The sequence below is a fragment of the Paracoccus ferrooxidans genome, from assembly GCF_029909815.1.
GTDB classification, from domain to species: domain Bacteria; phylum Pseudomonadota; class Alphaproteobacteria; order Rhodobacterales; family Rhodobacteraceae; genus Paracoccus; species Paracoccus versutus.
The window spans coordinates 546,508-569,844 of the sequence record NZ_CP038202.1 but is presented as its reverse complement, the minus strand read 5'-3'; the positions used below and the strand labels follow the sequence as shown (position 1 = coordinate 569,844).

The 23,337-nt window shown below is 69.1% G+C and carries 18 protein-coding genes, 1 other RNA gene and 1 pseudogene; 9 read left to right on the top strand and 11 right to left on the bottom strand.

Annotated elements, in window-relative coordinates; translation table 11 throughout:
- Window positions 1-117 precede the first annotated feature (117 nt).
- Window positions 118-1,047 (bottom strand): class I fructose-bisphosphate aldolase, encoded by a 930-nt coding sequence (locus E3U26_RS19880; protein WP_036749719.1) that lies wholly within the window; start codon window positions 1,045-1,047, stop codon window positions 118-120.
- A 138-nt stretch (window positions 1,048-1,185) separates the two neighbouring features.
- On the opposite strand from E3U26_RS19880, the gene E3U26_RS19875 reads away from it, so the two are divergent.
- A complete protein-coding gene (locus E3U26_RS19875) occupies window positions 1,186-1,374 on the top strand; it encodes a hypothetical protein (protein WP_499107382.1) in 189 nt (62 codons plus the stop codon).
- A 155-nt stretch (window positions 1,375-1,529) separates the two neighbouring features.
- On the opposite strand, the gene E3U26_RS19870 is transcribed toward E3U26_RS19875, so the two are convergent.
- Window positions 1,530-2,726, bottom strand: a complete 1,197-nt coding sequence (locus E3U26_RS19870; protein ID WP_499107516.1) for a phosphoglycerate kinase — start codon at window positions 2,724-2,726, stop codon at window positions 1,530-1,532.
- Window positions 2,727-2,904: 178 nt separating this feature from the next.
- Between E3U26_RS19870 and E3U26_RS19865 the strand changes: the two genes are divergently transcribed.
- A complete protein-coding gene (locus tag E3U26_RS19865) occupies window positions 2,905-3,414 on the top strand; it encodes a peptidylprolyl isomerase (protein ID WP_011748208.1) in 510 nt (169 codons plus the stop codon).
- Window positions 3,404-4,009, top strand: a complete 606-nt coding sequence (locus tag E3U26_RS19860) for a peptidylprolyl isomerase (RefSeq protein ID WP_072460794.1) — start codon at window positions 3,404-3,406, stop codon at window positions 4,007-4,009. Before E3U26_RS19865 ends, E3U26_RS19860 begins: the two co-directional genes overlap by 11 nt.
- 517 nt (window positions 4,010-4,526) lie before the next feature.
- Here E3U26_RS19860 and gatB read toward each other — a convergent pair.
- Window positions 4,527-6,044, bottom strand: a complete 1,518-nt coding sequence (gatB, locus tag E3U26_RS19855; RefSeq protein ID WP_036749405.1) for an Asp-tRNA(Asn)/Glu-tRNA(Gln) amidotransferase subunit GatB — start codon at window positions 6,042-6,044, stop codon at window positions 4,527-4,529.
- Between the two features lie 198 nt (window positions 6,045-6,242).
- Between gatB and E3U26_RS19850 the strand changes: the two genes are divergently transcribed.
- Together E3U26_RS19850 and ligD are read left to right on the top strand one after the other, a co-directional pair.
- The gene (locus tag E3U26_RS19850; protein ID WP_499107380.1) at window positions 6,243-6,854 is read left to right on the top strand and encodes a uracil-DNA glycosylase family protein; all 612 of its coding nucleotides are present in this window, start codon (window positions 6,243-6,245) and stop codon (window positions 6,852-6,854) included.
- A 461-nt stretch (window positions 6,855-7,315) separates the two neighbouring features.
- Window positions 7,316-9,859: a DNA ligase-like domain-containing protein gene (gene ligD, locus E3U26_RS19845; RefSeq protein WP_499107379.1), complete on the top strand. Its 2,544-nt coding sequence runs from the start codon at window positions 7,316-7,318 to the stop codon at window positions 9,857-9,859.
- Here ligD and ku read toward each other — a convergent pair.
- On the bottom strand, window positions 9,856-10,662 hold the full coding sequence (gene ku, locus E3U26_RS19840; protein ID WP_499107377.1) for a Ku protein: 807 nt from the start codon (window positions 10,660-10,662) through the stop codon (window positions 9,856-9,858). The two genes, ligD and ku, sit on opposite strands and share 4 nt — an antisense overlap.
- The gene (locus E3U26_RS19835; RefSeq protein WP_214273963.1) at window positions 10,662-10,940 is read right to left on the bottom strand and encodes a hypothetical protein; all 279 of its coding nucleotides are present in this window, start codon (window positions 10,938-10,940) and stop codon (window positions 10,662-10,664) included. The genes ku and E3U26_RS19835 overlap by 1 nt, the downstream gene beginning before the upstream one ends.
- A gap of 132 nt (window positions 10,941-11,072) precedes the next feature.
- Between E3U26_RS19835 and E3U26_RS19830 the strand changes: the two genes are divergently transcribed.
- The 4 genes from E3U26_RS19830 (at window position 11,073) to tam (ending at window position 17,256) form a co-directional block, all read left to right on the top strand.
- Window positions 11,073-11,750: a hypothetical protein gene (locus E3U26_RS19830; RefSeq protein ID WP_036749394.1), complete on the top strand. Its 678-nt coding sequence runs from the start codon at window positions 11,073-11,075 to the stop codon at window positions 11,748-11,750.
- Window positions 11,656-13,176, top strand: coding sequence for a Y-family DNA polymerase (locus E3U26_RS19825; protein ID WP_499107375.1), 1,521 nt, complete (start codon window positions 11,656-11,658; stop codon window positions 13,174-13,176). Before E3U26_RS19830 ends, E3U26_RS19825 begins: the two co-directional genes overlap by 95 nt.
- On the top strand, window positions 13,176-16,409 hold the full coding sequence (locus tag E3U26_RS19820) for an error-prone DNA polymerase family protein (protein WP_499107373.1): 3,234 nt from the start codon (window positions 13,176-13,178) through the stop codon (window positions 16,407-16,409). The genes E3U26_RS19825 and E3U26_RS19820 overlap by 1 nt, the downstream gene beginning before the upstream one ends.
- 79 nt (window positions 16,410-16,488) lie before the next feature.
- Window positions 16,489-17,256 (top strand): trans-aconitate 2-methyltransferase, encoded by a 768-nt coding sequence (gene tam, locus E3U26_RS19815; RefSeq protein ID WP_499107372.1) that lies wholly within the window; start codon window positions 16,489-16,491, stop codon window positions 17,254-17,256.
- A gap of 84 nt (window positions 17,257-17,340) precedes the next feature.
- Here the strand turns inward: tam and rpmG are convergent, their stop codons facing one another.
- From rpmG to metZ, 6 genes and pseudogenes are all read right to left on the bottom strand, one after another.
- Window positions 17,341-17,508: a 50S ribosomal protein L33 gene (rpmG, locus tag E3U26_RS19810; RefSeq protein WP_036638206.1), complete on the bottom strand. Its 168-nt coding sequence runs from the start codon at window positions 17,506-17,508 to the stop codon at window positions 17,341-17,343.
- 199 nt (window positions 17,509-17,707) lie between these two features.
- An RNA gene (gene rnpB / locus E3U26_RS19805) (RNase P RNA component class A) lies at window positions 17,708-18,077 on the bottom strand.
- A gap of 204 nt (window positions 18,078-18,281) precedes the next feature.
- Complete coding sequence (locus tag E3U26_RS19800; protein WP_499107371.1) at window positions 18,282-20,672, bottom strand: ATP-dependent helicase; 2,391 nt, start codon at window positions 20,670-20,672, stop codon at window positions 18,282-18,284.
- A gap of 55 nt (window positions 20,673-20,727) precedes the next feature.
- On the bottom strand, window positions 20,728-21,009 hold the full coding sequence (locus E3U26_RS19795; RefSeq protein ID WP_499107370.1) for a hypothetical protein: 282 nt from the start codon (window positions 21,007-21,009) through the stop codon (window positions 20,728-20,730).
- Between the two features lie 20 nt (window positions 21,010-21,029).
- Window positions 21,030-21,959: pseudogene (gene folE2 / locus E3U26_RS19790) on the bottom strand (GTP cyclohydrolase FolE2); the annotation flags it as partial.
- A gap of 118 nt (window positions 21,960-22,077) precedes the next feature.
- Window positions 22,078-23,274, bottom strand: a complete 1,197-nt coding sequence (metZ, locus tag E3U26_RS19785) for a PLP-dependent aminotransferase family protein (RefSeq protein WP_499107369.1) — start codon at window positions 23,272-23,274, stop codon at window positions 22,078-22,080.
- Between the last annotated feature and the right edge of the window lie 63 nt (window positions 23,275-23,337).

Genomic DNA, 23,337 nt, shown 5'->3' with positions numbered 1-23,337 from the left:
TCTGCTTGTGGCGCAGAACCTAGGGCTTCCGAGGCCAAAGGAAAAGGGCGCCCCGAACCGGACGCCCCTTCTTCGTTCTGAAAATACTCCGGGGTGTGGGGCAGAGCCCCACGGCAATCATGCCTTGCCCAGGTAGATGTCCACCAGCTTGCCCAGCATCTCCAGCGCATCCTCGCGCGAGCGCTGGAAGCTGTTGCGGCCGATGATCGAGCCGTTGCCGCCACCGTCGCGGATGGCGCGGGCATCGTCGAAGACCGCATCCGCGCCCTTGGCCGCCCCGCCCGAGAACACCACGATGCGGCGGCCGTTGAAGGCCGACTGCATGCAATGCGCCACGCGCTTGGCCTGGGTCGAGATGTCGATGCCCTTGGCCTCGTAGACCTTTTTCGCCTCGCCCAGTTCCAGGTGGTCGGTCGAAAGCTTGATCTTGATGACATGGGCGCCGATCAGCGCCGCGATCTGCGCGGCATAGGCGGCGATGTCGATCGCCGTCTCGCCGTCCTTGCTGATCGCCTCGCCGCGCGGATAGGACCAGATCACGGTCGCCACGCCCTTGGCGGCGGCTTCCTTGCGCATCTCGACGATCTCCTCGATCATGTCGAGCGCCATGTCCGAGCCCGGATAGATGGTGAAGCCGATGGCCGAGCAGCCCAGCCGCAGCGCATCGTCGACCGAGGCGGTGATCGCCTGGTTCTTGCCGGCCGTGTCCGACATCAGCGAATTGGCCGAGTTCACTTTCAGGATCGTGGGGATCTGGCCGGCGAAGGTGTCGGCGCCCGCCTCGATCATGCCCAGGGGCGCGGCATAGGCGTTGAGCCCGGCGTCGATCGCCAGCTGGTAATGGTAATGCGGGTCATAGCCGGCCGGGTTCGGCGCAAAGCTGCGCGCGGGGCCATGCTCGAACCCCTGGTCCACGGGCAGGATGATCATCTTGCCGGTGCCGGCCAGCTTGCCGGTCATCAGCATGCGGGCCAGCTGTGCCTTCACACCCGGCGCTTCGCCCTCGTAATTTGCGAGGATCTTGCGGACGGTATCGGTCATCTGCATCGGGAACTCCATGTCTGAATGCGGGCTGATTAACAGACCAGCCGGCAAGGGCAATCGCGATTGCGCTAACGGAACCCCCTGCCGGCACCGGGCGTTGCTCTTGCGCTGGAACAGGGGGGCAATTGGGGGGAATTTCCAATGGCGAACGAAGATCCCGACGGCATTCCCGAACAGATCCGCCAGAACCGGCCCTTCTTCCTGGTGCTGGGACTGGCCTTCGTGGTCTCGATCGGGGCCTTTCTCTACATCCTGTTCCTCGACACCGACTCGCGCGACGTCTCGCGCAATGCGCCGCCCGCCGCGACCGCGCCGGCCGAGGGGAACTGACCGCAGCCGGCAGGGGACGCATCCGTGCCCCCTGCCGCCGACGCGAATGCGCCGATCCGGCAAGGCACAGGATTTAAGGCCCAGGATTTAAGGCCCAAGATTTCCGGGCGGAAAAGGCCCCGCAAAGGGCCCTTTCGCAGCCCGTCACGCAGGGCTCAGCGCTTTTGCAGGGCCGCCACGCCGGGCAGTTCCTTGCCCTCCATCCATTCCAGGAAGGCGCCGCCCGCGGTCGAGATGAAGGTGAAATCGCCCGAGACCGCGGCCTTGTTCAGCGCCGCCACCGTATCGCCGCCGCCGGCGACCGAGATCAGCTTGCCCTCGCGGGTCAGCCGCGCCGCCTCTTGCGCCGCGGCATTGGTGGCGGCATCGAAGGGCGGGATCTCGAAGGCGCCGAGCGGGCCGTTCCAGATCAGCGTGCGGCTGGCCTCGAAGACCTCGCGGATCTTCGCCACCGTGGCGGGGCCGGCGTCCAGGATCATCGCGTCCGCCGGGCAGGCGTCCGCCGCCACCGTCTCGCTGTCGGCGCCGGCCTTGAATTCGCGCGCCACCACCACGTCCACCGGCAGGTGGATGGTGCAGCCGGTCTTTTCCGCCTTGGCCATGATCTCGCGCGCGGTATCGGCCATGTCACGCTCGGCCAGCGACTTGCCGACCTCGATTCCCTGGGCGACCAGGAAGGTGTTGGCCATGCCGCCGCCGATGACCAGGTGGTCCACCTTCTCGATCAGGTTGCCGAGCAGGTCGAGCTTGGTCGAGACCTTGGCGCCGCCGACCACGGCCGCGACCGGGCGCTGCGGATTGCCGAGCGCGGCGTCCAGCGCCTTCAGCTCCGCCTCCATCAGCCGGCCGGCCGCGGCGGGCAGGAGCCGCGCGATCCCTTCGGTCGAGGCATGCGCCCGATGCGCGGCCGAGAAGGCGTCGTTGACATAGACCTGGCCCAGGGCGGCCAGCGAGGCGGCGCAGGTCGCGTCGTTGGTTTCCTCGCCCGGATAGAAGCGGGTGTTTTCCAAGAGCAGGACATCGCCCGGCTTCAGGTCGGCCACGGCGCGCTTGGCCGGCCCGCCGATGGCCTCGTCCGCGAACTTGACCTCCTGGCCCAGGGCGCGCTCGAGCGAGGGCACCACCACCTTCAGGCTCATGCTGTCCACGCGCTTGCCCTTGGGGCGGTCGAAATGCGCCAGCAGCACCGGGATGCCGCCCTTGGCCTGGATGTCCTTGACGGTGGGCACGATCTTTTCGATCCGCGTGGCATCGCTGACCTGGCCGTTTTCGACCGGGACGTTCACGTCCACGCGGACAAGCACCACCTTGCCGTCAAGCTCCAGGTCGTCGATCGTGTTGAAATCCGCCATGCTCATGTCCCTTTCATGTTGGGCTGACCGTCCCCCGCCGGGGTTTTCCCGCATCATGACATTTTCGTCAACCGGCGGCAGAAGCCGGGCATGCGGCGAAACGCGCGGCGCCGGCGGGCGTTGTCTGGGCGGGGCGAAACGCTTATGCCTTTGCCCAAGCCATCAGAAGGAGACCCCCATGGCCGAGATCAAGGATCCCGAGAACACGGTCATCATCGAGCTGAAGGACGGCCCGGTGGTGATCGAGCTGCTGCCCGACGTGGCGCCGAAACATGCCGAGCGCATGAAGGAACTGGCCCGCGCCGGGAAATACGACAACGTGGCCTTCCACCGCGTGATCGAGGGCTTCATGGCCCAGACCGGCGACGTGGAACATGCCAACATGGAAAACAACTACAATCCGGGCCGCGCCGGCACCGGCGGCTCGGACCTGCCCGACCTGCCGGCCGAGTTCTCGCGCCTGCCGCATGACCGCGGCACGCTGGGCGCGGCGCGCTCGATGAACCCGAACTCGGCCAACAGCCAGTTCTTCATCAATTTCAAGGACAACCATTTCCTGAACGGCCAGTATACCGTCTATGGCCGGGTCATCGAGGGCATGGAGCATGTCGACAAGATCGCCCGCGGCGAGCCGCCGGCGAATCCCGACCGGATGATCTCGGTGAAGGTTGCGGCCGATGTGGAATAAGCTGCTGGTTCCCGCCCTGGTGCTGGCCGCCGGCGCCGCCGCCCATCCCGTCCTGGCCCAGGGCCTGCCGGGCGTCACCGACGGGCCGGGCCCGAACCTGGTGATCGAGGTGGCCGATTCCAAGGGCGCCGCCAAGGGCCGGATCGTGCTGGACCTTTACAACGACAAGGCGCCGAACCATGTCGAGCGCCTGGTGACGCTGGCGAAATCGGGTGCCTATGACGGGGTGGTGTTCCATCGCGTGATCGACGGCTTCATGGCCCAGACCGGCGATGTCGAATTCGGCAAGCACGGCAGCGATACCGCGCGGGCGGGCATGGGCGGCTCGAACATGCCGGACCTGGCGGCCGAGTTCAACGATGTCAGCTTCCAGGCCGGCACCGTGGGCATGGCGCGGGCGCAGGATCCCAACAGCGCCAACAGCCAGTTCTTCATCGACCTGGCGCCGGCGACCTTCCTGGACGGGCAATATACTGTGGTCGGCCAGCTGGTTGACGGCTGGGACGTGCTGAACGCGATCAAGAAGGGCGACCCGGCCGCCAATGGCGCGGTGGTCGAGCCCGACTACATGGTCAAGGTGACGGTCGAGGAGTGATCCCCGGCCCCGCCTGACCACGGCCCCGCGTTCCGGCGCGGGGCCTTTTCCATGGGGAGTGTTCGCCAAGGTCATCCGAGGATGACCTGCCTGCGATGCGGGACGACGCGGCCAGTCGCGAAACGGCTCCGGTATCAGCAGCTGCCGGCCCGGATGCCAGCCAGACGGCTTGTCTATCTCGGGCCAGACCTCGTGCCAGCCATCCTGAACGATGGCTGAGGGCGCCCTCAGGGGTCTGATCTTGATAACCAAACTCGCCCCCGCAGCACGAGCATATCGCCCAGGATGGGCAATCTCCCGCTGGCCCATAGTGAAGGCTGCTGCAGACCGCAGACATGGCGGAAAGGTGCGGGTTTTTCATGCCAGGCGGGAATGGCGGAGGCTTGCCGATAGGCCGGACCGCGTGGCGGGAAACGGCCGAAGGGCTTGCCCTTGCGCGGCTGGGCGGGGCCGGAAAGGCCCCTTGCCCTGCCCCGCCCAAGCCGCGCCGCGGCGTGGGCCGGCTGTCCGCGGCGGATCAGGCCAGAGCGAGCTTCTTGGCCACCAGTTCGTTCACCGCGGCCGGGTTGGCCTTGCCGCCGGTGGCCTTCAGCACCTGGCCCACGAACCAGCCGGCCAGCTTAGGATTGGCCCGCGCCTTTTCGACCTGCGCCGGATTGGCGGCGATGATCTCGTCCACCGCCGCCTCGATGGCGCCGAGGTCGGTGACCTGCTTCATGCCGCGCGCCTCGACGATCTGGGCCGGATCGCCGCCTTCGGTCCACAGGATCTCGAACAGCTCCTTGGCGATCTTGCCCGAGATCGCGCCCGAGCCGATCAGGTCGATCACGCCGCCCAGCTGGGCGGCCGAGACGGGCGAGGTCTCGACGCTCAGCCCTTCCTTGTTCAGCCGGCCGAACAGCTCGTTGATGACCCAGTTCGCCGCCTGCTTGCCGTCGCGCCCGGCGGCGACCTGCTCGAAATAGTCGGCGCTTTCGACCTCGGCGGTCAGCACGCCGGCATCGTATTCGGACAGGCCCAGCTCGGTGACGAAACGCGCCTTCTTCTCGTCCGGCAGTTCCGGCATCGCGCCGGCGATCTCGTCCACCCAGCCCTGCTCGATCTCCAGCGGCAGCAGGTCGGGATCGGGGAAATAGCGGTAGTCATGCGCCTCTTCCTTGGAGCGCATCGAGCGGGTCTCGCCCCGGTCGGGGTCGTAGAGCCGGGTTTCCTGCACCACCTTGCCGCCGTCCTCGATGATGGCGATCTGGCGGCGGGCCTCGTAGTCGATGGCGGCCTGGATGAAGCGCAGCGAGTTCATGTTCTTGATCTCGCAGCGGGTGCCGAGATGGCTGAAATCGCCGGTCTCCTGGTAGCGCTCATAGGCGCCGGGCGCGCAGACCGAGACGTTCACGTCGGCGCGCAGGTTGCCGTTCTGCATGTTGCCGTCGCAGGTGCCCAGGTAGCGCATGATCTGGCGAAGTTTCGCGACATAGGCGGCCGCTTCCTCGGGGCCGCGGATGTCGGGGCGGCTGACGATCTCCATCAGCGCGACGCCGGTGCGGTTCAGGTCGACGAAGGACATGTTCGGGTCCATGTCGTGGATCGACTTGCCGGCATCCTGTTCCAGGTGGATGCGCTCGATCCTGACGCGGCGGGCGACGCCGGGGGCCATGTCCACGATCACCTCTCCCTCGCCCACGATGGGGTGATAGAGCTGGCTGATCTGGTAGCCCTGCGGCAGGTCGGGATAGAAATAGTTCTTGCGGTCGAAGGCCGAGACCAGGTTGATCGCCGCCTTCAGGCCCAGCCCGGTCTTGACCGCCTGCGCCACGCAGAATTCGTTGATGACCGGCAGCATCCCCGGCATGGCGGCGTCGACGAAGGCGACATGGCTGTTCGGCTCAGCCCCGAAGCCGGTCGAGGCGCCGGAAAACAGCTTGGCGTTCGAGGCGACCTGGGCATGGACCTCCAGCCCGATGACCAGTTCCCAGTCCTGTTTCGCACCCTGGATGGTTTTCGGTTCGGGGGCGGTATAGGTCAGATGGTCGAGCATGGCATTTCCCCTGGCAAGGCTGCCCCGCCTTCTAGGCGCTTGGCGCGCGGCTCGCAAGGGTCGCGCGGGCGGTGGAACAAAGCCGCGGCCGGAAGGTTGGCCCCGACATGGACGGGATGAAAGCCATGGGATTTTTCCACGCCGCCCGGCTGCGTGCGCCCAGGCCGCCGGGCGGCGGGACCGGGAAGGAGGCGGCGCATGTCCACCGCGGAAATTGAGGCCGGCTCGCTGGCCGAACTGGCCCAGGCCGAGGCGGCCTGCACGCGCTGCCCGCTTTATCTCCACGCCACGCAGGTCGTTCCGGGCGAAGGGCACCGGCAGGCGCGGATGATGGTGGTGGGCGAACAGCCCGGCGACAAGGAAGACCTTGCCGGCCGCCCCTTCGTCGGTCCGGCCGGGCAGCTTTTCGACCAGATCCTGGCCGAGGCGGGCATCCCGCGCGGGCAGGTCTTCGTCACCAATGCCGTCAAGCATTTCAAGTTCGCGCCCCGCGGCAAGCGCCGCCTGCACCGCCGCCCCAATGCCGGCGAGATCGACCGCTGCAAATGGTGGCTGGGGCAGGAACTCAAGCTGGTGGCCCCCGCCGTCCTGGTGGCGATGGGCGCGACGGCGGTGCGCAGCCTGCTGGGGCGACCGGCGACGATCTCGTCCCTGCGCGGCGAGATCCGCCGGCTGGAGGGCGGCATGCCGATGATCGTGACCATCCATCCCTCCTGGCTGCTGCGCATCCGCGATGCGGCCGAGCGGGAGACCGAGCGCAGGCGGTTCCGGGCCGATCTGAAGCGGGGCTGGGGGCTGGTGGGCGGCTGACCGCGCATTTGCGGGAACATTCGCGCGCTTGGCAGGTTCACATTCACCTTGGAAGCACAGGCCGGCGCAAGCGATGTCCCTCTCGTGCCCCGACAAGTCGGGACGCAATCGCAAAAGCGGTGGCGGTCCCGGTCGCGGCCGGCGGTTTCCGGGGTCGAGGCGGCCCTGCCCCTGGCGGTCGCCGCCCTGCTGCCGGACACGGCGGGGGCTGGACGGCTGCCGAACGGGCCGCCTCGATTTCGCTTGGTCCTGCGCCTTGCACGGGAACCAAGGCCGGCGCAGGGGGTTTGGAAAATCCCCCTGCCGGAACGCCCCCTCAACCGGAATGAGGCCCCAGCATGAGACCGCCGCTTGCCGCAAACGCCCGAACCAACCCGCCAATCGGGCGGCAGGACCGGCCGGCAGCGGGCCTGCGCGTCCCGTGGCCCGGCCGCTTTCCGCAACGGGGCGGCGGCTAAGCCATGGCGCTGGAGACCTATCGCAAGAAACGCGATTTCGCCGCGACGCCGGAACCCAAGGGCGGGCGCATCCGCAAGGGCGGCGACGCCTTCGTGGTCCAGAAACATGCGGCGACGCGGCTGCATTACGATTTCCGGCTGGAGCTGGACGGGGTGCTGAAAAGCTGGGCCGTCGCCAAGGGGCCCAGCCTGGTGCCCGGCGAAAAGCGCCTGGCGGTGCATGTCGAGGACCACCCGCTGGAATATGGCGATTTCGAGGGCACCATCCCCAAGGGCGAATATGGCGGCGGCACCGTCATCCTGTGGGATCGCGGCACCTGGACGCCGGTCGGCGATCCGCATCAGGGCTATGCCAAGGGCCATCTGGAATTCACCCTTCATGGCGAAAAGCTGCATGGCCGCTGGCATCTGGTCCGCATGCGCGGCAAGCCGCGCGAAAAGCGCGAGAACTGGCTGCTGATCAAGGGCGAGGACGAATTCGCCCGGACCGAGGACGCGCCCGACATCCTCGACGAGCGGCCGGAATCGGTCAAGACCGGCCGGCAGATCGCCGATGTCGCGGGCGAGGCGCCGGGCTGGTCCTCGAAGACCGGGCGCATCCGCAAGCCGGCCGGGCGGGCGAAAAAGCCCAGGGCCGCGCCGGAGCCGGACCCCGAGCCGCCCGAACCGGCGGCGGTCAAGGGCGCGCGCAAGGCGGCGATGCCGGGTTTCGTCGAGCCGATGCTGGCCACGCTGGCCTCGGCCGCCCCGCAGGGCGAACGCTGGCTGCACGAGATCAAGTTCGACGGCTACCGCCTGCAAGCGCGGATCGAGGCGGGGCGGGTCAAGCTTCTGACCCGCAGCGGGCTGGACTGGACGACGCGCTTCGGCAAGGCCGTGCCCGCCGCCCTGCGCGACCTGCCGGTGGGCGCGGCCATCCTGGATGGCGAATTGGTGGTCGAGACCGATGCCGGCGCCTCGGATTTCTCGGCCCTGCAGGCAGATCTCAGCGCCGGGCGATCCGACCGCTTCGCCTTCTATGCCTTCGACCTGCTTTATCTGGACGGATACGACCTGTGCAGGGTGCCGCTGGTCGAGCGCAAGGCGCTGCTCGCCCGGCTTCTGGGCCAGGAAGGCGGCATCCTGCGGTTCAGCACCCATTTCGACGAAGGCGGCGCACTGGTCCTGCGCCATGCCTGCCGGCTGAGCCTCGAGGGGATCGTGTCGAAGCTGCGCGACGGGCCCTATCGCGCCGGGCGCGGCCGGGCCTGGATCAAGTCGAAATGCTCGGCCCGGCAGGAATTCGTGGTCGCGGGCTATGTCCCCTCGTCGGTGTCGCGCCGCGCCATCGGCTCGCTGATCCTGGGCGTTTACGAACAGGGCGGCTTGCAGCATGTCGGCCGCGTCGGCACCGGCTTTTCCGCCGCCGTGGCCGAGGATCTGTTCCGCCGGCTGGAGCGGATGCGCATCCCCGACAGTCCCTTTGCCCAACGCCTGACCACTGACGAGGCGCGGCAGGCCCGCTATGTCCGCCCCGAACTGGTGGCCGAGGTCGAGTTCCGCGCCTGGACCGCCGACGGCCACCTGCGCCACGCCGCCTTCCGCGGCCTGCGCGAGGACAAGCCGGCGGCCGAGATCGTGCGCGAAACCGCGAAGCCTGCCGCGAAACCCCCGGCGCCGCAGCGGCGGCGGGTGCGGCTGACCCATCCCGACCGGCTCTATTGGCCCGAGGAAGGCGTGACCAAGGAAGGGCTTGCCGATTACCATGCCGAGGTCTGGCGCTGGATCGCGCCCTGGATCACCGGCCGGCCGCTGGCGCTGCTGCGCTGCCCGAACGGCATCGACGGCGAGCGGTTCTTCCAAAAGCACGCCTGGAAGGGGCTGAACCCGCATATCTCGCTGCTGCGCGATCCCAGGGAGCCGCAGGGCGAGCCGCTGATCGGCATCGAGGATCTGGACGGGCTGATGGGGCTGGTGCAATCGGCCGCGCTGGAGATCCACCCCTGGGGCGCGACCGCCGCCGATTGGGAACGGCCGGACATGATCACCATGGACCTCGACCCCGGCGAAGGCGTCGCCTGGCCGCTGGTGGTCGAGGCGGCGCGGGAGTTGCGCCGGCGGCTCGAGGATCACGGCCTTGCCGGTTTCGTCAAGACCTCGGGCGGCAAGGGGCTGCATGTGGTCGCGCCCCTGCGCCCGCAGGCGGAATGGCCGGCGGTCAAGGCCTTCACCAAGGCGCTGGCCGATGCCATGGCTGCCGACGATCCCGGCCGCTATGTCTCGACCATCAGCAAGGCGCGGCGGCGGGGCAGGATCCTGATCGACTATCTGCGCAACCAGCGCGGCGCGACGGCCGTCGCCGCCTATTCCACCCGCGCCCGGCCCGGCGCCGCCGTCTCGGCCCCGCTGCGCTGGGACGAGCTGGACGCCGGCATCGGCCCGGCCTGGTTCACCCTGCAGAACATGCCGACGCGGCTGGCCACGCTGGGCTCGGACCCCTGGGACGGGTTCCGCGCCGCCGCCGCACCGCTCGAGGCGCCGCGCAGCCGCCGCCGGAAGGCCGGCTAGCGCCGCCTGGGCTTGCTTTCCGAGGCGATGCTTTTCTTCAGCGCCTCCATGATGTTGATGACATTGCCCGCCGTGGCCGGCGCCTCGGGCTTCGCCCTGGCCGCGCGCTTGCGTCCCTTGGTCTTGGCCGCGATGATGTCCAGAAGCTTCTCCTGCACCGGATCGGCCACCAGCGAGGGTTCCCAGGGCACGCTGCGCTCCTCGATCAGCCGCGTGACCAGCTTCAGCAGCCCGGCATCGACCTTTTCGTCGCCGATCCGGTCGAAGTAATCCGCCTCGGGCCGCACCTCGTCGCCATAGCGCAGGGTCCACAGCACGATGCCCTTGTCGCGCGGCTCCAGCATCACCGCACGCTCGCGGCGGTAAAGCACCAGCCGCGAGATGCCCACCGTCCCGGTCGCGCCCATGGCGTCGCGGATCACGCCATAGGCTTCCTCGCCGATGGGATCGTCCGGCACCAGGTAATGCGGCTTGTCATACCAGATCCAGCCGATCGAATCGGCCGGCACGAACATGTCGATGTCGATGGTGCGGGCGCTTTCCAGCGCTACCGAGGCGATCTCGTCATCCTCCAGCAGCACGTGGTCGTCCTCGCCGCGGGGATAGCCCTTGACCTCGTCCTCCTCGGCCACGGGCTTGCCGGTCTCGGCATCGACATAGCGGCTGACGACGCGGTTGCCGGTGCGGGCGTTGAGCGTGTGGAAGCGCAGCTTCTCGCCCTCGCCGGTGGCCGGCATCATCGACACCGGGCAAGTGACCAGCGACAGCTTCAGATAGCCCGTCCAGAAGGAACGCGGCGCCATCAGGGTTCGTCGCGGATGGGCCCGTCATCCGGGCGGCGGTCGGGCAGGTCGTCCCCCTCCGCGCGCTCGCGGTTGCCGGCGTGGTCGTGGTGCTGCTGGTTCTGCACATGCCGGCTGTCGAGCCCGCGCTGCTGCGAATGCCGCGCGGTGTCGCGGTTGGACAGAACCTCGTTCTCGGGCAGGTTCTCGGCCGTGCCGGGGGTCATGCCGCCCGAGGCGTCGCCCTTGCCCTGATCCTGCTGCCCTGCCCCGAATTTCTTGCGGCTTGCATGGGCCATGGCGCTTTCCTCCTGCATCTCTGGCGTCAGGGGTCTCAACCGCGCTGGCGGTGCAATGTTCCCTGGTGCGGCCGGATTGACGAATCCCTGGACAAGGGATAGGAACAAATCAGGAACACATTGACTGAAACCATGTCCGCTCGCCCTTTCCCATCCGGGGTGGCGCCTTTCGGACGGGCGCCAGTCCCCGCGGCGCCGCAGCCGACCGCGCCGACCCTGTCCGAAGCCTTCGGCACCCGTCCGCTGGCGGGGGCGGCGCCCGGATTCGTCCTGGCCGCCCTGCCGCCGGGGCTGGTGCTTTGGGCGCAGGACCGGCTGAGCCGGGCCGAGTTCGGCGCCCCCTTCCTGCCCGGCATGGGCCGCGATCTGCTGCGGCTGGACCTGACGCGCCCCGCCGATGTGCTGGCCGCGCTGGAGGACGGGCTGCAAGGCCGCGCCCTTGCCGCCGTGGTGGGCGAGATCCATGGCCCCGCCCCGGCGCTGAGCTTTACCGCCAGCCGCCGCCTGGCGCTGCGGGCCGAGGCGGCGGGCCTGCCCTGCTGGCTGATCCGCCATGCCGCCCGGCCCGAACCCAGCGCGGCGCGGATGCGCTGGCGGCTGGCGCCGCTGCCCTCGGTCCCCGACCCGGACGACCCGCAGGCGCCGGGCGAGCCGCGCTGGCTGGCGGAACTGTTCCGGGCGCGCGGCCGGCCCCCCTCGACCTGGGTGGCGCGCCATGACCGGGCGGCGGATCGTCTCGATTTCTCTGCCCCGCCTCGCGATCGAGAGCTGGCAGAGCCGGGCCGCGCGCCGGGGCGACGCCTGGCCTGACGAGATCCCGCTGGCCCTGGCCGCGCCCGGCCCGCATGGGCCCGTGATCCATGCCGCGAACCGGGCCGCCGAGCAGGCGGGCGCCCGGATCGGCGCCCGCGCCGTGGATTGCCGCGCCATCTGCCCCGCATTGCGCATCGAGCCGGCCGAGCCCGACCGCGACGCGGCCAGGCTGGCGCGGCTGGCCTTCTGGGCGCGACGCTGGGGGCCCTGGAGCACGCCCGACGGCGATGACGGCATCGTCCTCGACACCACCGGCGCCGCGCATCTGTTCGGCGGCGAGGCGGCGATGCTGGCCCAGATCCAGGCCGGCTTCGCCCGCGCCGGGCTGACGGCCGGGCTGGCGCTGGCGCCGACGCGCGGCGCGGCCTGGGCGCTGGCCCGCCTTGGCCCCGAACGCGCGATCTGCACCGATCCGCTGCCGGCGCTGGCGCCGCTGCCGGTCGCGGGGCTGCGGCTGTCGGACGAGACCCTGCTGCTCTTGCGCCGGCTGGGGCTCAGGACCATCGGCGACCTGGCCGCCATTCCGCGCCTGTCGCTGATGCGCCGCTTTGCCCGCGCCCTGCCGCAGGACAACCCGCTGGTCCGGCTCGACCAGGCGCTGGGGCGGGCGGCCGAGCCGCTGGACGCGCCCGAGCCCGCGCCCGAATACAGCGCCGAGGCCCGGCTGGCCGAGCCGGTGATGGACCCATCCGACTGGCTGCCCGGCCTGCTGGAGGCGCTTTGCGCGCAGATGGCGGCGGCGGATCGCGGCTGCCGGCGGCTGTGCCTGTCAGTCTTTCGCGTCGATGGCGAGCGGCGCGACATCCGCGTCGCCATGGCTGCGCCCACGCGCGATCCCGGCCACCTGCTGCGGCTGTTCGACGGCCGGCTGGAGCGGCTGGACCCCGGCTATGGCTTCGACCTGATCCGGCTGGCCGCCGAGGCGGTCGAGCCGCTGGCCCAGGCCCAGCCCGGCCTCGACGGCGCCGCGCCCCAGGGGCTGGCGCTGGCGCGGCTGGTGGACCGGCTGGCGGCGCGCTTCGGCACGGCTGCGATCAGCCGCCCGCTGCCGCGCGAAAGCCATGTCCCCGAACGCGCCGAAACCCCCGGCCCGCCGCTGGCCGCCGACCCGGCCCCGCCCGCGCGCCCCGACCGGCCCATCCGCCTGCTCAACCCGCCCGAGGAGATCCGCGTCCTCTACGTCATCCCCGAGGGGCCGCCGGCGCAGTTCGTCTGGCGTCGGCAGACCCTGCGCGTCGCCCGCCATGCCGGGCCCGAGCGCATCGCCCCGGAATGGTGGCACGACCGCCCCGGCACGCGGCTGCGCGACTATTTCCGCATCGAGGACGACAGCGGCCTGCGGCTGTGGATCTATCGCGAGGGGCTGGTCCATGACGGCCGCGGCGGCACGCCGCGCTGGTTCCTGCACGGGATATTCGCCTGATGCCCGACCATCATTCCCGCCCCGAGATCCTGCTGCCCAAGGTCGAGGCCCCGAACCCGCCCGCGGATTACGTCGAACTGGCCGTGACCAGCGCCTTCAGCTTCCTGCACGGCGCCTCGCATCCGCGCGAACTGGCGCTGGCGGCGCATCTGATGGGCTATGACGCGCTGGGGATCGCCGACCTGAACAGCCTGGCCGGCGTGGTGCGGCTGCATGCCGCGGCGAAGAAGCTGCAGCTGCGCCCGGTGATCGGGGCGCGGATCGTGCTGGCGGACGGCACCGCCTTCCTGGCCTATCCCACCGACCGCGCCGCCTATGGCCGGCTCGCCGCGCTCATCACCAAGGGGCAGCGGCACGACCTGGATGGGAAATGGCAGCAGAAGGGGCGCTGCGACCTGAGCCTTGACGACCTGGCCGCCCATGCGCAGGGGATGCGGCTGGTCTGGCTGCCGGGCGAGGATCTGTCGCCCCTGCCCGGACTGGCCGCGCGCCTGCCGCAGCTGTCCCATGTCGCGACAAGCTGGCTTTATCGCGGCGACGACCGGGCGCGGATCAACCGGCTGGACCGGGGGGCGCGGGCCTCGGGGCTCTCCATCGTCGCGGTGAACGACGTGCATTACCACGCGCCCGACCGCCGCCCGCTTCAGGACGTGATGACCTGCATCCGCGAGGGCACCACCATCGTAGAGGCCGGCCTGCTGTTGGCGCAGAACGCCGAGCGTTACCTGAAGCCCCCGGCCGAGATGGTGCGCCTGTTCTCCGACTGGCCCCATGCCATCCGCGCCACGCGCGAGATCGCCGACAGCTGCTGCTTTTCGCTGGACGAGTTGCAATACGAATATCCCAAGGAGACCGTGCCCGCCGGCCTGACCCCGCAACAGCATCTCGAGGATCTGACCTGGCGCTGTGCCCGCCGGCGCTATCCCGACGGCATCCCGCCGCAGGTCCAAGCCACCATTCGCAAGGAACTGGATCTGATCGCACGCAAAGAATATGCGCAATATTTCCTGACCATCCACGAGATCGTGCGCTTTGCCCATGATGCGGCGATCCTGCACCAGGGCCGCGGCTCGGCGGCCAATTCGGCGGTCTGCTACGTCCTTGGCATCACCCCGGTCGACCCCGCCAAGCATCAGCTGCTGTTCGAGCGCTTCATCAGCGAAAACCGCAAGGAGCCGCCCGACATCGACGTGGATTTCGAACATGAGCGGCGCGAGGAGGTCATCCAGCACATCTATGACGAATACGGCCGCGACCGTGCCGGCCTCTGCGCCACGGTGATCCACTATCGCCCGCGCAGCGCCATCCGCGAGGTCGGCAAGGTCATGGGCCTGTCCGAGGACGTGACCTCGGCGCTTGCCGACACGGTCTGGGGCAGCTGGGGCAAGGACATCTCCGCCGCCTCGACCGACCAGGCGGGGCTCGACCTGGACGACCCGCTGCTGCGGCGCGCGGTCAGGCTGGCCGACGAGATGATCGGCATGCCGCGCCACCTGTCGCAGCATGTCGGCGGCTTCGTGCTGACCGAGGGGCCGCTGTCGGAAACCGTGCCCATCGGCAATGCCGCCATGCCCGAGCGCAGCTTCATCGAATGGGACAAGGACGACATCGACGAATTGCGCATCCTCAAGGTCGACGTGTTGGCGCTGGGGATGCTGACCTGCATCCGCAAATGCTTCGAGCTGGTCCGGGTGCATTACGGCAAGGCGCTGGCGCTTTCGGACTTCGACCATGACGACCAGCCGACCTATGAGATGCTGAAAAGGGGCGACAGCATCGGCACCTTCCAGGTCGAAAGCCGGGCGCAGATGGCCATGCTGCCGCGGCTGAAGCCCAAGGAGTTCTACGACCTGGTGATCCAGGTCGCCATCGTCCGTCCCGGCCCGATCCAGGGCAACATGGTCCACCCTTACCTGCGCCGCCGGGCGAAGTTGGAGACGGTCGATTACCCCGGCCCCAAGGATGGCGACCCGGACGAGCTGAAAAATATCCTGTTCCGCACCGAAGGCGTGCCGATCTTCCAGGAACAGGCGATGAAGATCGCCATGGTCGCCGCCGAATTCACCCCCGACGAGGTGGACGAGCTGCGCAAGGCCATGGCCACCTTCCGCTCGCGCGGGACCATCGGCCGGCTGGAGGTCCGCATGGTCGGCCGCATGGTCGAACGCGGCTACACCCGCGACTTCGCCGAGCGATGCTTCAACCAGATCAAGGGTTTCGGCGATTACGGCTTTCCCGAAAGCCATGCGGCGGCCTTTGCGCACCTGGCCTATGTCTCGGCCTGGCTGAAATGCCATCACGCGGCCGCCTTCGCCGCGGCGCTCTTGAACAGCCAGCCGATGGGCTTCTACGCGCCCGCCCAGATCGTGCGCGACGCGCGCGACCACGGCGTCACCGTGCTGCCGGCCGATGTGAACATCAGCGCATGGGACAATACGCTGGAGCCCTGCGACGGCGCCTTCGCCCTGCGCCTGGGCCTGCGCCAGATCGACGGGCTGTCCGAGGCGCTGGCCGGCAGGATCACCGCGGCACGGGACGAACCCTATGCCGACCTGGCGGACCTGAAGGCGCGCGCCGGACTCGATGCCCGCGCCATCCGGCTGATCGCGGCGGCGGACGGGCTGCGCTCGATGGGGCTCGACCGGCGGGCGGGGCTGTGGCAGGCGCGCGGCTTGCGCGACGCGCCGGAACTGCCGCTGTTCGGGCGCCGGGACGAGGGGGCCGAGCCCGCCGTCGCCCTGCCCGCCATGGCCCTGTGCGAACATGTCGCCGCCGATTACCAGACGCTGCGCCTGTCGCTGAAGGCCCATCCCATGGCCTTCCTGCGCCGCAGCCTGACGGCGCAGGGCTATGTCCCGGCGGCGGGCCTGGCGCGATTGCCGAACCGCGCCAGCCTGCGCATGGCCGGCATCGTGCTGGTGCGCCAGCGTCCCGGCAGCGCCAATGGCACCTGCTTCGTCACGCTGGAGGACGAGACCGGGGTGGCAAACCTGGTGATCTGGGAAAAGACCTTCGCGCGTTTCCGCAAGGTGGTGATGACCGCCCGCCTGCTGGAAGTGCATGGCCAGCTGCAGCGCGCCGCGGGCGTGACCCATATCGTCGCGCATTGGCTGGGCGACCGCTCCGACGCGCTGCTGCGCCTGGCCGGAGAGACCTCCCCGGCCCTGCCGGCCCCGCGCGCCGGCCATCCGCGCCAGGTCAGGGTGTTGCCGAAATCGCGCGATTTCCACTAGGGCCGCGACCGGCGCGCGCCCTGTTTCCGCCGCGGCCCATCCGCTAGGCTGCGGACGAATCGGGGGCGGAGGAAACGCCGTGCAATGGTCGGCCGCACAATATGCAAAATTCCTGGGCGACCGCACCCGCCCGGCGCGCGACCTGCTGGCGGCGGTGCCGCTGGAGACGCCGGGCCTGGTGGTGGACATCGGCTGCGGGCCGGGCAATTCCACCGCGCTGCTGGCCGAGCGTTTTCCTGGCGCGCAGATCGTCGGCCTTGATCCCGACGCCGACATGATCCGCACCGCCCAGGCCGCCCTGCCCGGCTGCCGCTTCGTGCAGGGGGATGTCGAAAGCTGGCGTCCCGAGGCGCCGCCCGAGCTGATCTTTGCCAATGCCTCGCTGCAATGGGTGCCCGATCACCAGGCGCTGCTGCCGCATCTGGTCGGGCTGCTGCGCCCCGGCGGCGTGCTGGCGGTGCAGATGCCCGACAATCTGGACGAGGCGAGCCATGTGGCCATGCGCCGCGCCGCCGGCGATCCGCGCTGGTCGGCCCGGCTGGCCGGGGCGGCGGGGCAACGCCGGCCGCTGCTGTCGCCGGCAGAACTGCATGCCCTGCTGCGCCCGTTCTGCGCCCGCGTCGATGTCTGGCGCACGGTCTATCATGTCGAGCTGGGCGGGCTGGAAGGGATCGTGGAATGGTTCCTCGGCTCGGCGCTGCGACCCTATCTGGACCGGCTGGACAAGGCCGAGCGGCCCGAGTTCCTTGCCGCCTATCGCCGCGGGATCGCGCCCCATTACCCCGAAGCCGCGGGCCGGGTGCTACTGCCCTTTCCGCGCAGCTTCCTGGTCGCCACGGCCGCCTGAGGGGCTGGCGGAGCGGCGGCCCAAAGGAAAAGCCGCGCCCGTTGCGGGGCGCGGCCTTGCATGGTCCCGTCGAAGGGGCAGATCCTACTTGATCTTGCCTTCCTTGTATTCGACATGCTTGCGCGCAACCGGGTCGTATTTGTTGACCGTCATCTTTTCGGTCATCGTGCGGGCGTTCTTCTTGGTGACATAGAAATGCCCGGTCCCGGCCGTCGAGTTCAGACGGATCTTGATCGTCGTCGGCTTCGCCATCTCTTTCGCTCCTGCTGCGGGGCAAAATGCGTCTCGCCAACCCCGTGGAATTCTCTTGAAGCCCGCCTTTTAGCGGCAGAACGGGCGAAGTCAACCGGGAATCGGCCGGAAATCGTCGGCCTTGCGGCGAAAATCGACCGCCCCCGAACCGCGCCCGCCAAAGGCCCGCGGGCCGCTTGGCGGAGCGATCAGGAAAGATTTGCGCGGATGGCCTGTAAGCCGGATTTTGTTCCGGGGTCGCCCCCTTCGATGACCATTCCTCTGGCCCCGCCATTGCTGACGGGGTCTAGCTGCCAACCCGGACCTGCTGGGGCGAAGGCGGCCCTGTCTTGCGACGCGCGGTCCCTATTCGGCATTGCTCCCGGTGGGGCTTGCCGTGCCGGGACTGTTGCCAGCCCCGCGGTGGGCTCTTACCCCACCGTTTCACCCTTGCCTGCGGCGTGCCGCCGGCGGTCTCATCTCTGTGGCGCTTTCCCTGGGGTTGCCCCCGCCGGGCGTTACCCGGCACCGTGCCTTCATGGAGTCCGGACTTTCCTCGACGTCGCCGCCGCGGTCATCCGGCCATCCGCGCAAGGCTCAGATAGGGCGCGGCGCCTTCGGGGTCAAGCGCCGCGCCGGTTGCGCCGCCGGATGAGTATTTGAAGAACGAAGAAGACGGCTGCGGCGGTGCAACCGCGCGGGATGGCCGGAGGCGCGGTTGTAGAGGATCCGCCGGTTCAGCGGGTGCAATCAAGGCGCGCGGTCGGGATGGCGGGGTGCGCGGCGCAGGCGCGTCAGAACGGCACGTCGTCCAGCGCGCCGCCGCCGGACGAGGGCTGCACGTAGCCCGCCTTCACCGTCTTGAAGCCGGTGGGGAACTGGATGGTCAGCGTGTCCTCGGCGATGCCCATGATGGTGCCATTGCCGAATTTCTGGTGGAATACCCGGTCGCCGACCGAAAACCGCGCCGCCGGCTCGGCATCGATGACGACCGGGGTGCGATGCACGGGCTGGGCCCGCTGGGCGGAGCGTTCCTGCATCCGCTTCCAGCCCGGCGAGTTGTAGACATCGGCCCGCGCCGCGCGTTCGTGCATCACCGATTGCGCAAAGGGCTGGGCCGCCGCGCCATAGCCGCCGCCATAGAGGCCCGGCGGCGTCAGCACCTCGACATGATCCTCGGGCAGTTCGTCGATGAAGCGCGAGGGCAGGCTGGACTGCCATTGCCCATACATGCGGCGGTTGCCGGCGAAGCTGATCGTCACCAGCTCCTCGCCGCGGGTGATGCCGACATAGGCCAGGCGCCGTTCCTCTTCGAGCCCCTTCATGCCGCTTTCGTCCATGCTGCGCTGGCTGGGGAACAGCCCGTCCTCCCACCCCGGCAGGAAGACGATGGGATATTCCAGCCCCTTGGCGGCATGCAGCGTCATGATACTGACCTCCTCGGACTGCTCGCCCTTGTCATTGTCCATGACCAGCGCGACATGTTCCAGGAAGCCCTGAAGGTTCTCGAATTCCTCCAGCGCCTTGACCAGTTCCTTGAGGTTGTCGAGCCGGCCCGGCGCGTCGGGGTTCTTGTCGTTCTGCCACATGGCGGTATAGCCGGATTCGTCCAGGATGCGCTCGGCCAGCTCGACATGGTTCACGCGGCTGTCCAGCGCATCGGCGTGCCAGCGGCCCATCGCCTCGGTGAACTGGCGCAGCGCCCCCGCGCCCTTGCCGCCAATCGCGCCGGTGGCGACGGCCGAGGCCGCGCCCTCCAAGAGCGACAGCCCGCGTTCGCGCGCCTCGACCTGGATCTTCTGCACCGCCTTGTCGCCCAGCCCGCGCTTGGGGACGTTCACGATGCGCTCGAAGGCCAGGTCGTCGGTGGGGCTGACCGCCAGGCGGAAATAGGCCATGGCGTCGCGGATTTCCTGCCGCTCGTAGAAGCGCGGGCCGCCGATCACCCGGTAGGGCAGGCCGATGGTCATGAAGCGGTCCTCGAAGGCCCGCATCTGGTGGCTGGCCCGCACCAGGATGGCGATGTCGTTCAGGCTGCGCCGGCCGACGCTGTGGCGATGGCCGCCGTGGAAGGCCTCGATCTCCTCGCCGATCCAGCGCGCCTCGGCCTCGCTGTCCCAATGGCCGATCAGGCGGACGCGCTCGCCCTCTTCGGCCTCGGTCCAGAGCGTCTTGCCCAAGCGCCCCTTGTTCGCCGCGATCAGCCCCGAGGCGGCGGCGAGGATATGCGGGGTCGAGCGATAGTTCTGCTCCAGCCGGATCACCTGGGCGCCGGGGAAATCGCTTTCGAAGCGCAGGATGTTGCCGACCTCGGCGCCGCGCCAGCCGTAGATCGACTGGTCGTCGTCGCCGACGCAGCAGATGTTGCGATGCGCCTGCGCCAAGAGCCGCAGCCACATGTATTGCGCGGTGTTGGTGTCCTGGTATTCGTCCACCAGGATATAGCGGAAACGGTCCTGCCAGCCGCGCAGCACGTCGGGATGCGCCTGGAACAGGTTCACGCAATGCATCAGCAGGTCGCCGAAATCGACCGCGTTCAGCTCCAGCAGCCGGCGCTGATAGGCGGCGTAAAGCCGGCCGCCGCGGCCGTCGAAGGCGCGTTCCTCGCCCTGGGGCAGCTTGGCGGGGAACAGGCAGCGGTTCTTCCAGCCGTCGATCAGATGCGCGAGTTGGCGCGCCGGCCAGCGTTTTTCGTCGATATTCTCGGCCTGGATCAGCTGCTTGAGCAGCCGGACCTGGTCGTCGGTGTCCAGGATGGTGAAGCTGGGCTTCAGGTGCAGCGCGCCATCGCCGATCAGTTCCGCGTGGCGGCGCAGGATCTTGACGCTGATCGAATGGAAGGTGCCGAGCCAAGGCATGCCCTCGACCATCTCGCCCAGAAGACGGCCGATGCGGTTCTTCATCTCGCGCGCGGCCTTGTTGGTGAAGGTCACGGCCAGGATCTGCCCCGGACGCGCGCGGCCAAGGTTCAGCAGATGCGCGATGCGGGTGGTCAGGGCGCGGGTCTTGCCGGTGCCGGCGCCGGCCAGCAGCAGCACGGGGCCGTCCAGCGCCTCGACCGCGGCGCGCTGCGCCGGGTTCAGCCCGTCCAGATAGGGCGCGGGCCGCACGCCCATGGCACGCTGGGAAAGCGGAACCGGGGCGGCTGCGGCCTCGAAGGCGTCCGAGTCGTCGAAATTGCTCATGCCCGCACCATAGCCCCGCAGCCGCGCACGGGAAAGCCCGTCGTTCTCATTTCGTTCACAGGCCGCCTACCGCGGCGGTGAGTCCCCAGAAAACCAGAAAGGCCAGGGCGAGAAAAACCGCACCGACCGCGTAGCACCGGATGCGTTCGCGGCGGTTGCGCGGGTGGTGCCAGTCCAGAAACCCCTGGCCGTCGAACAGCGGATTGGCATGGAGCATCCCGAACGCGAGGGGACCGGACGCCCGCCCCTCGGCCAGCCGTCGCCGGCGCCATTCAGGATAGCGATGGCCCAGACAAAGCCAGATTGCCGCCAGCCGGGCCGTCAGAAGACAGACCATTCCGCTGGACAACCACAGCATTACGCCCTGAGGCCGGCGAAGATCGCAGGGTCCAGGCTGGCATGGGCGAAGGTCTCGCCCCGGGTCAGCACCGAGACCGCGTCATGGGAATGCAGCGATTCCTGGTGGCTGGCGACGACGCGGAAATCGCCGATGCGCGGCTCGGCCATCAGCTCGGCGGCAAAGGCGCGCACCGCATCCTCGACGAAGATCGGGTTGGCGGCGTTCAGCTCGGCAAAGGCCTGCTCGTCCTCGCGCTTGACCATGACCTGGGTTTCGGTGGCGACGGCGCGGCGGCACAGCGCCACCATGTCCTCGAACCACAGCGTATCGCCCTGCATCACCACCGAGATGCGCGCCACCGACCGCTGCGAATGCGGCGTCGCCAGCTGGCCGCGCATCTGGCGGGCATGTTCGCTGAGTTCCAGCGAGCAGGGGCAGGTCGAGGAATACACATAGTCGAAATGCATGATCCGCAGCCGCTGCCCGGCCCGTTCGGCCAGTTCCAGCGCGATGTCGTAATATTGCCAGCCCGACAGGCCCGAGCGCAGCGATTCGACCCGCATCGGATAGCTGAGCCGCATCATGATGCGGGCGTCAAAGCTGCCCAGGTCGGATTTGTAATCCTCCAGCGCCGCCTCGAGCACGCCCATCGAGAACTGCTTTTCCGCATGGGCGTAGAACGAGCGCATGATGCGACTCATGTTGATACCCTTGCGGTCGGCTTCCAGGCTGACGGTGCCGGTGACACTGGTTTCCAGCGCGATCTCGCCGCCCTCTTGCGTCAGGTAGCGGATCGGCAGGCGGAAGTTCGAGATGCCGACATGCTGGATCGGCGCGCGGGCGCCGACGATCAGGCTGGCCGGGCCGTTCTGCAGGTCCGGCAGGCTGGCCTTGTAGCTGTCGTCCACGCGGAAATCGGCCGGGTATTCGCGGCTCAGCGCCGGATAGGCGCGCTCGGTGGCGACGGGACGGGCGTCGGTCATGGTCGTCTCCCTGTCAGGACGGCTCCTATCTGGGGGCTCGGTGCCGGAAAAGAAAGGGGTCTCCGGCACTTCCGCGCGATGCTCAGCCCAGCGACCGGCGGATGTCGGCGATCAGGTCGCCGGCATCCTCCAGCCCGATCGACAGGCGCAGCAGGCCGGGCGTGATGCCAAGCGCAAGGCGCGTCTCTTCGGGCAGGCGCTGATGCGTGGTGGTCGAGGGGTGGGTGACGATGGATTTCGCATCGCCCAGATTGTTCGAGATCTGGAAGATGCGCATCCGGTTCATCGCCGCGAAGGCCGCCTCCTTGGAGCCGAGGTCGAGGGCGACCATGGTGCCGCCCGCGCCCATCTGCCGCATGACCAGGTCGTGCTGCGGATGCTCGGGCAGGCCCGGATAGATCACGCGGGCGATCCCGGCCTGGTCCTTCATCGCGGCGGCAAGCTGCAGGGCGCTGTCGGTCTGGGCGCGCACGCGCAGCTCCACCGTGGCCAGCCCGTTCAGCATCAGCCAGGCGTTGAAGGGGCTGATCGCGCCGCCGGTGTGTTTCAGATAGGGCTCGGCCACCTCGCGCACGAAGGCCCGCGTGCCGCAGATCACCCCGCCCAGGCAGCGGCCCGAGCCGTCGATATGCTTGGTCGCGGAATAGACCACCACGTCGGCGCCCTGCCGGGCGGCGCGGGAATAGACCGGGGTGGCAAAGACATTGTCCACCACCACCAGCGCGCCGACCGCATGGGCCAGTTCCGCGACGGCGGCGATGTCCACCACCTCGAGCGTGGGGTTCGACACCGATTCGAAGAACACCGCCCGCGTGTCGGGCCGCAGCGCCGCGCGCCATTGGTCGATGTCGGTGCCGTCGACATAGGACACCTCGACCCCGAACCGGGCCAGCAGGTCCAGCACGTAGAGGCAGGAACCGAACAGCGCCCGCGACGAGACGATATGATCGCCGGGCTTGAGAAAGCACATCAGCGCGCCGTTGACCGCCGCCATGCCGCTGGCGGTGGCAAAGGCGTCCTCGGTGCCCTCCAAGTCGGCGATCCGGTCCTCGAACATGCGCGAGGTCGGGTTGCCGTAGCGGGCATAGATGAACTCGTCCGGGCCGGCCCCCAGAAAGCGCGCCTCGGCCTGTTCGGCGCTGTCATAGGAAAAGCCCTGGGTCATGAACAGCGCCTCGGCCATCTCGCCATACTGGCTGCGGCGGATGCCGTGATGGACCGCGCGGGTGCGCGGATGCAGAGGCTGATTCGGCTCCTGGGACTTCGACTCCGGGGACATGGCTCGCTCCTGATGCTCAGGGATTCGGGTTAAACCCGCCCGGCCAGCCATGCAAGGGTGCAG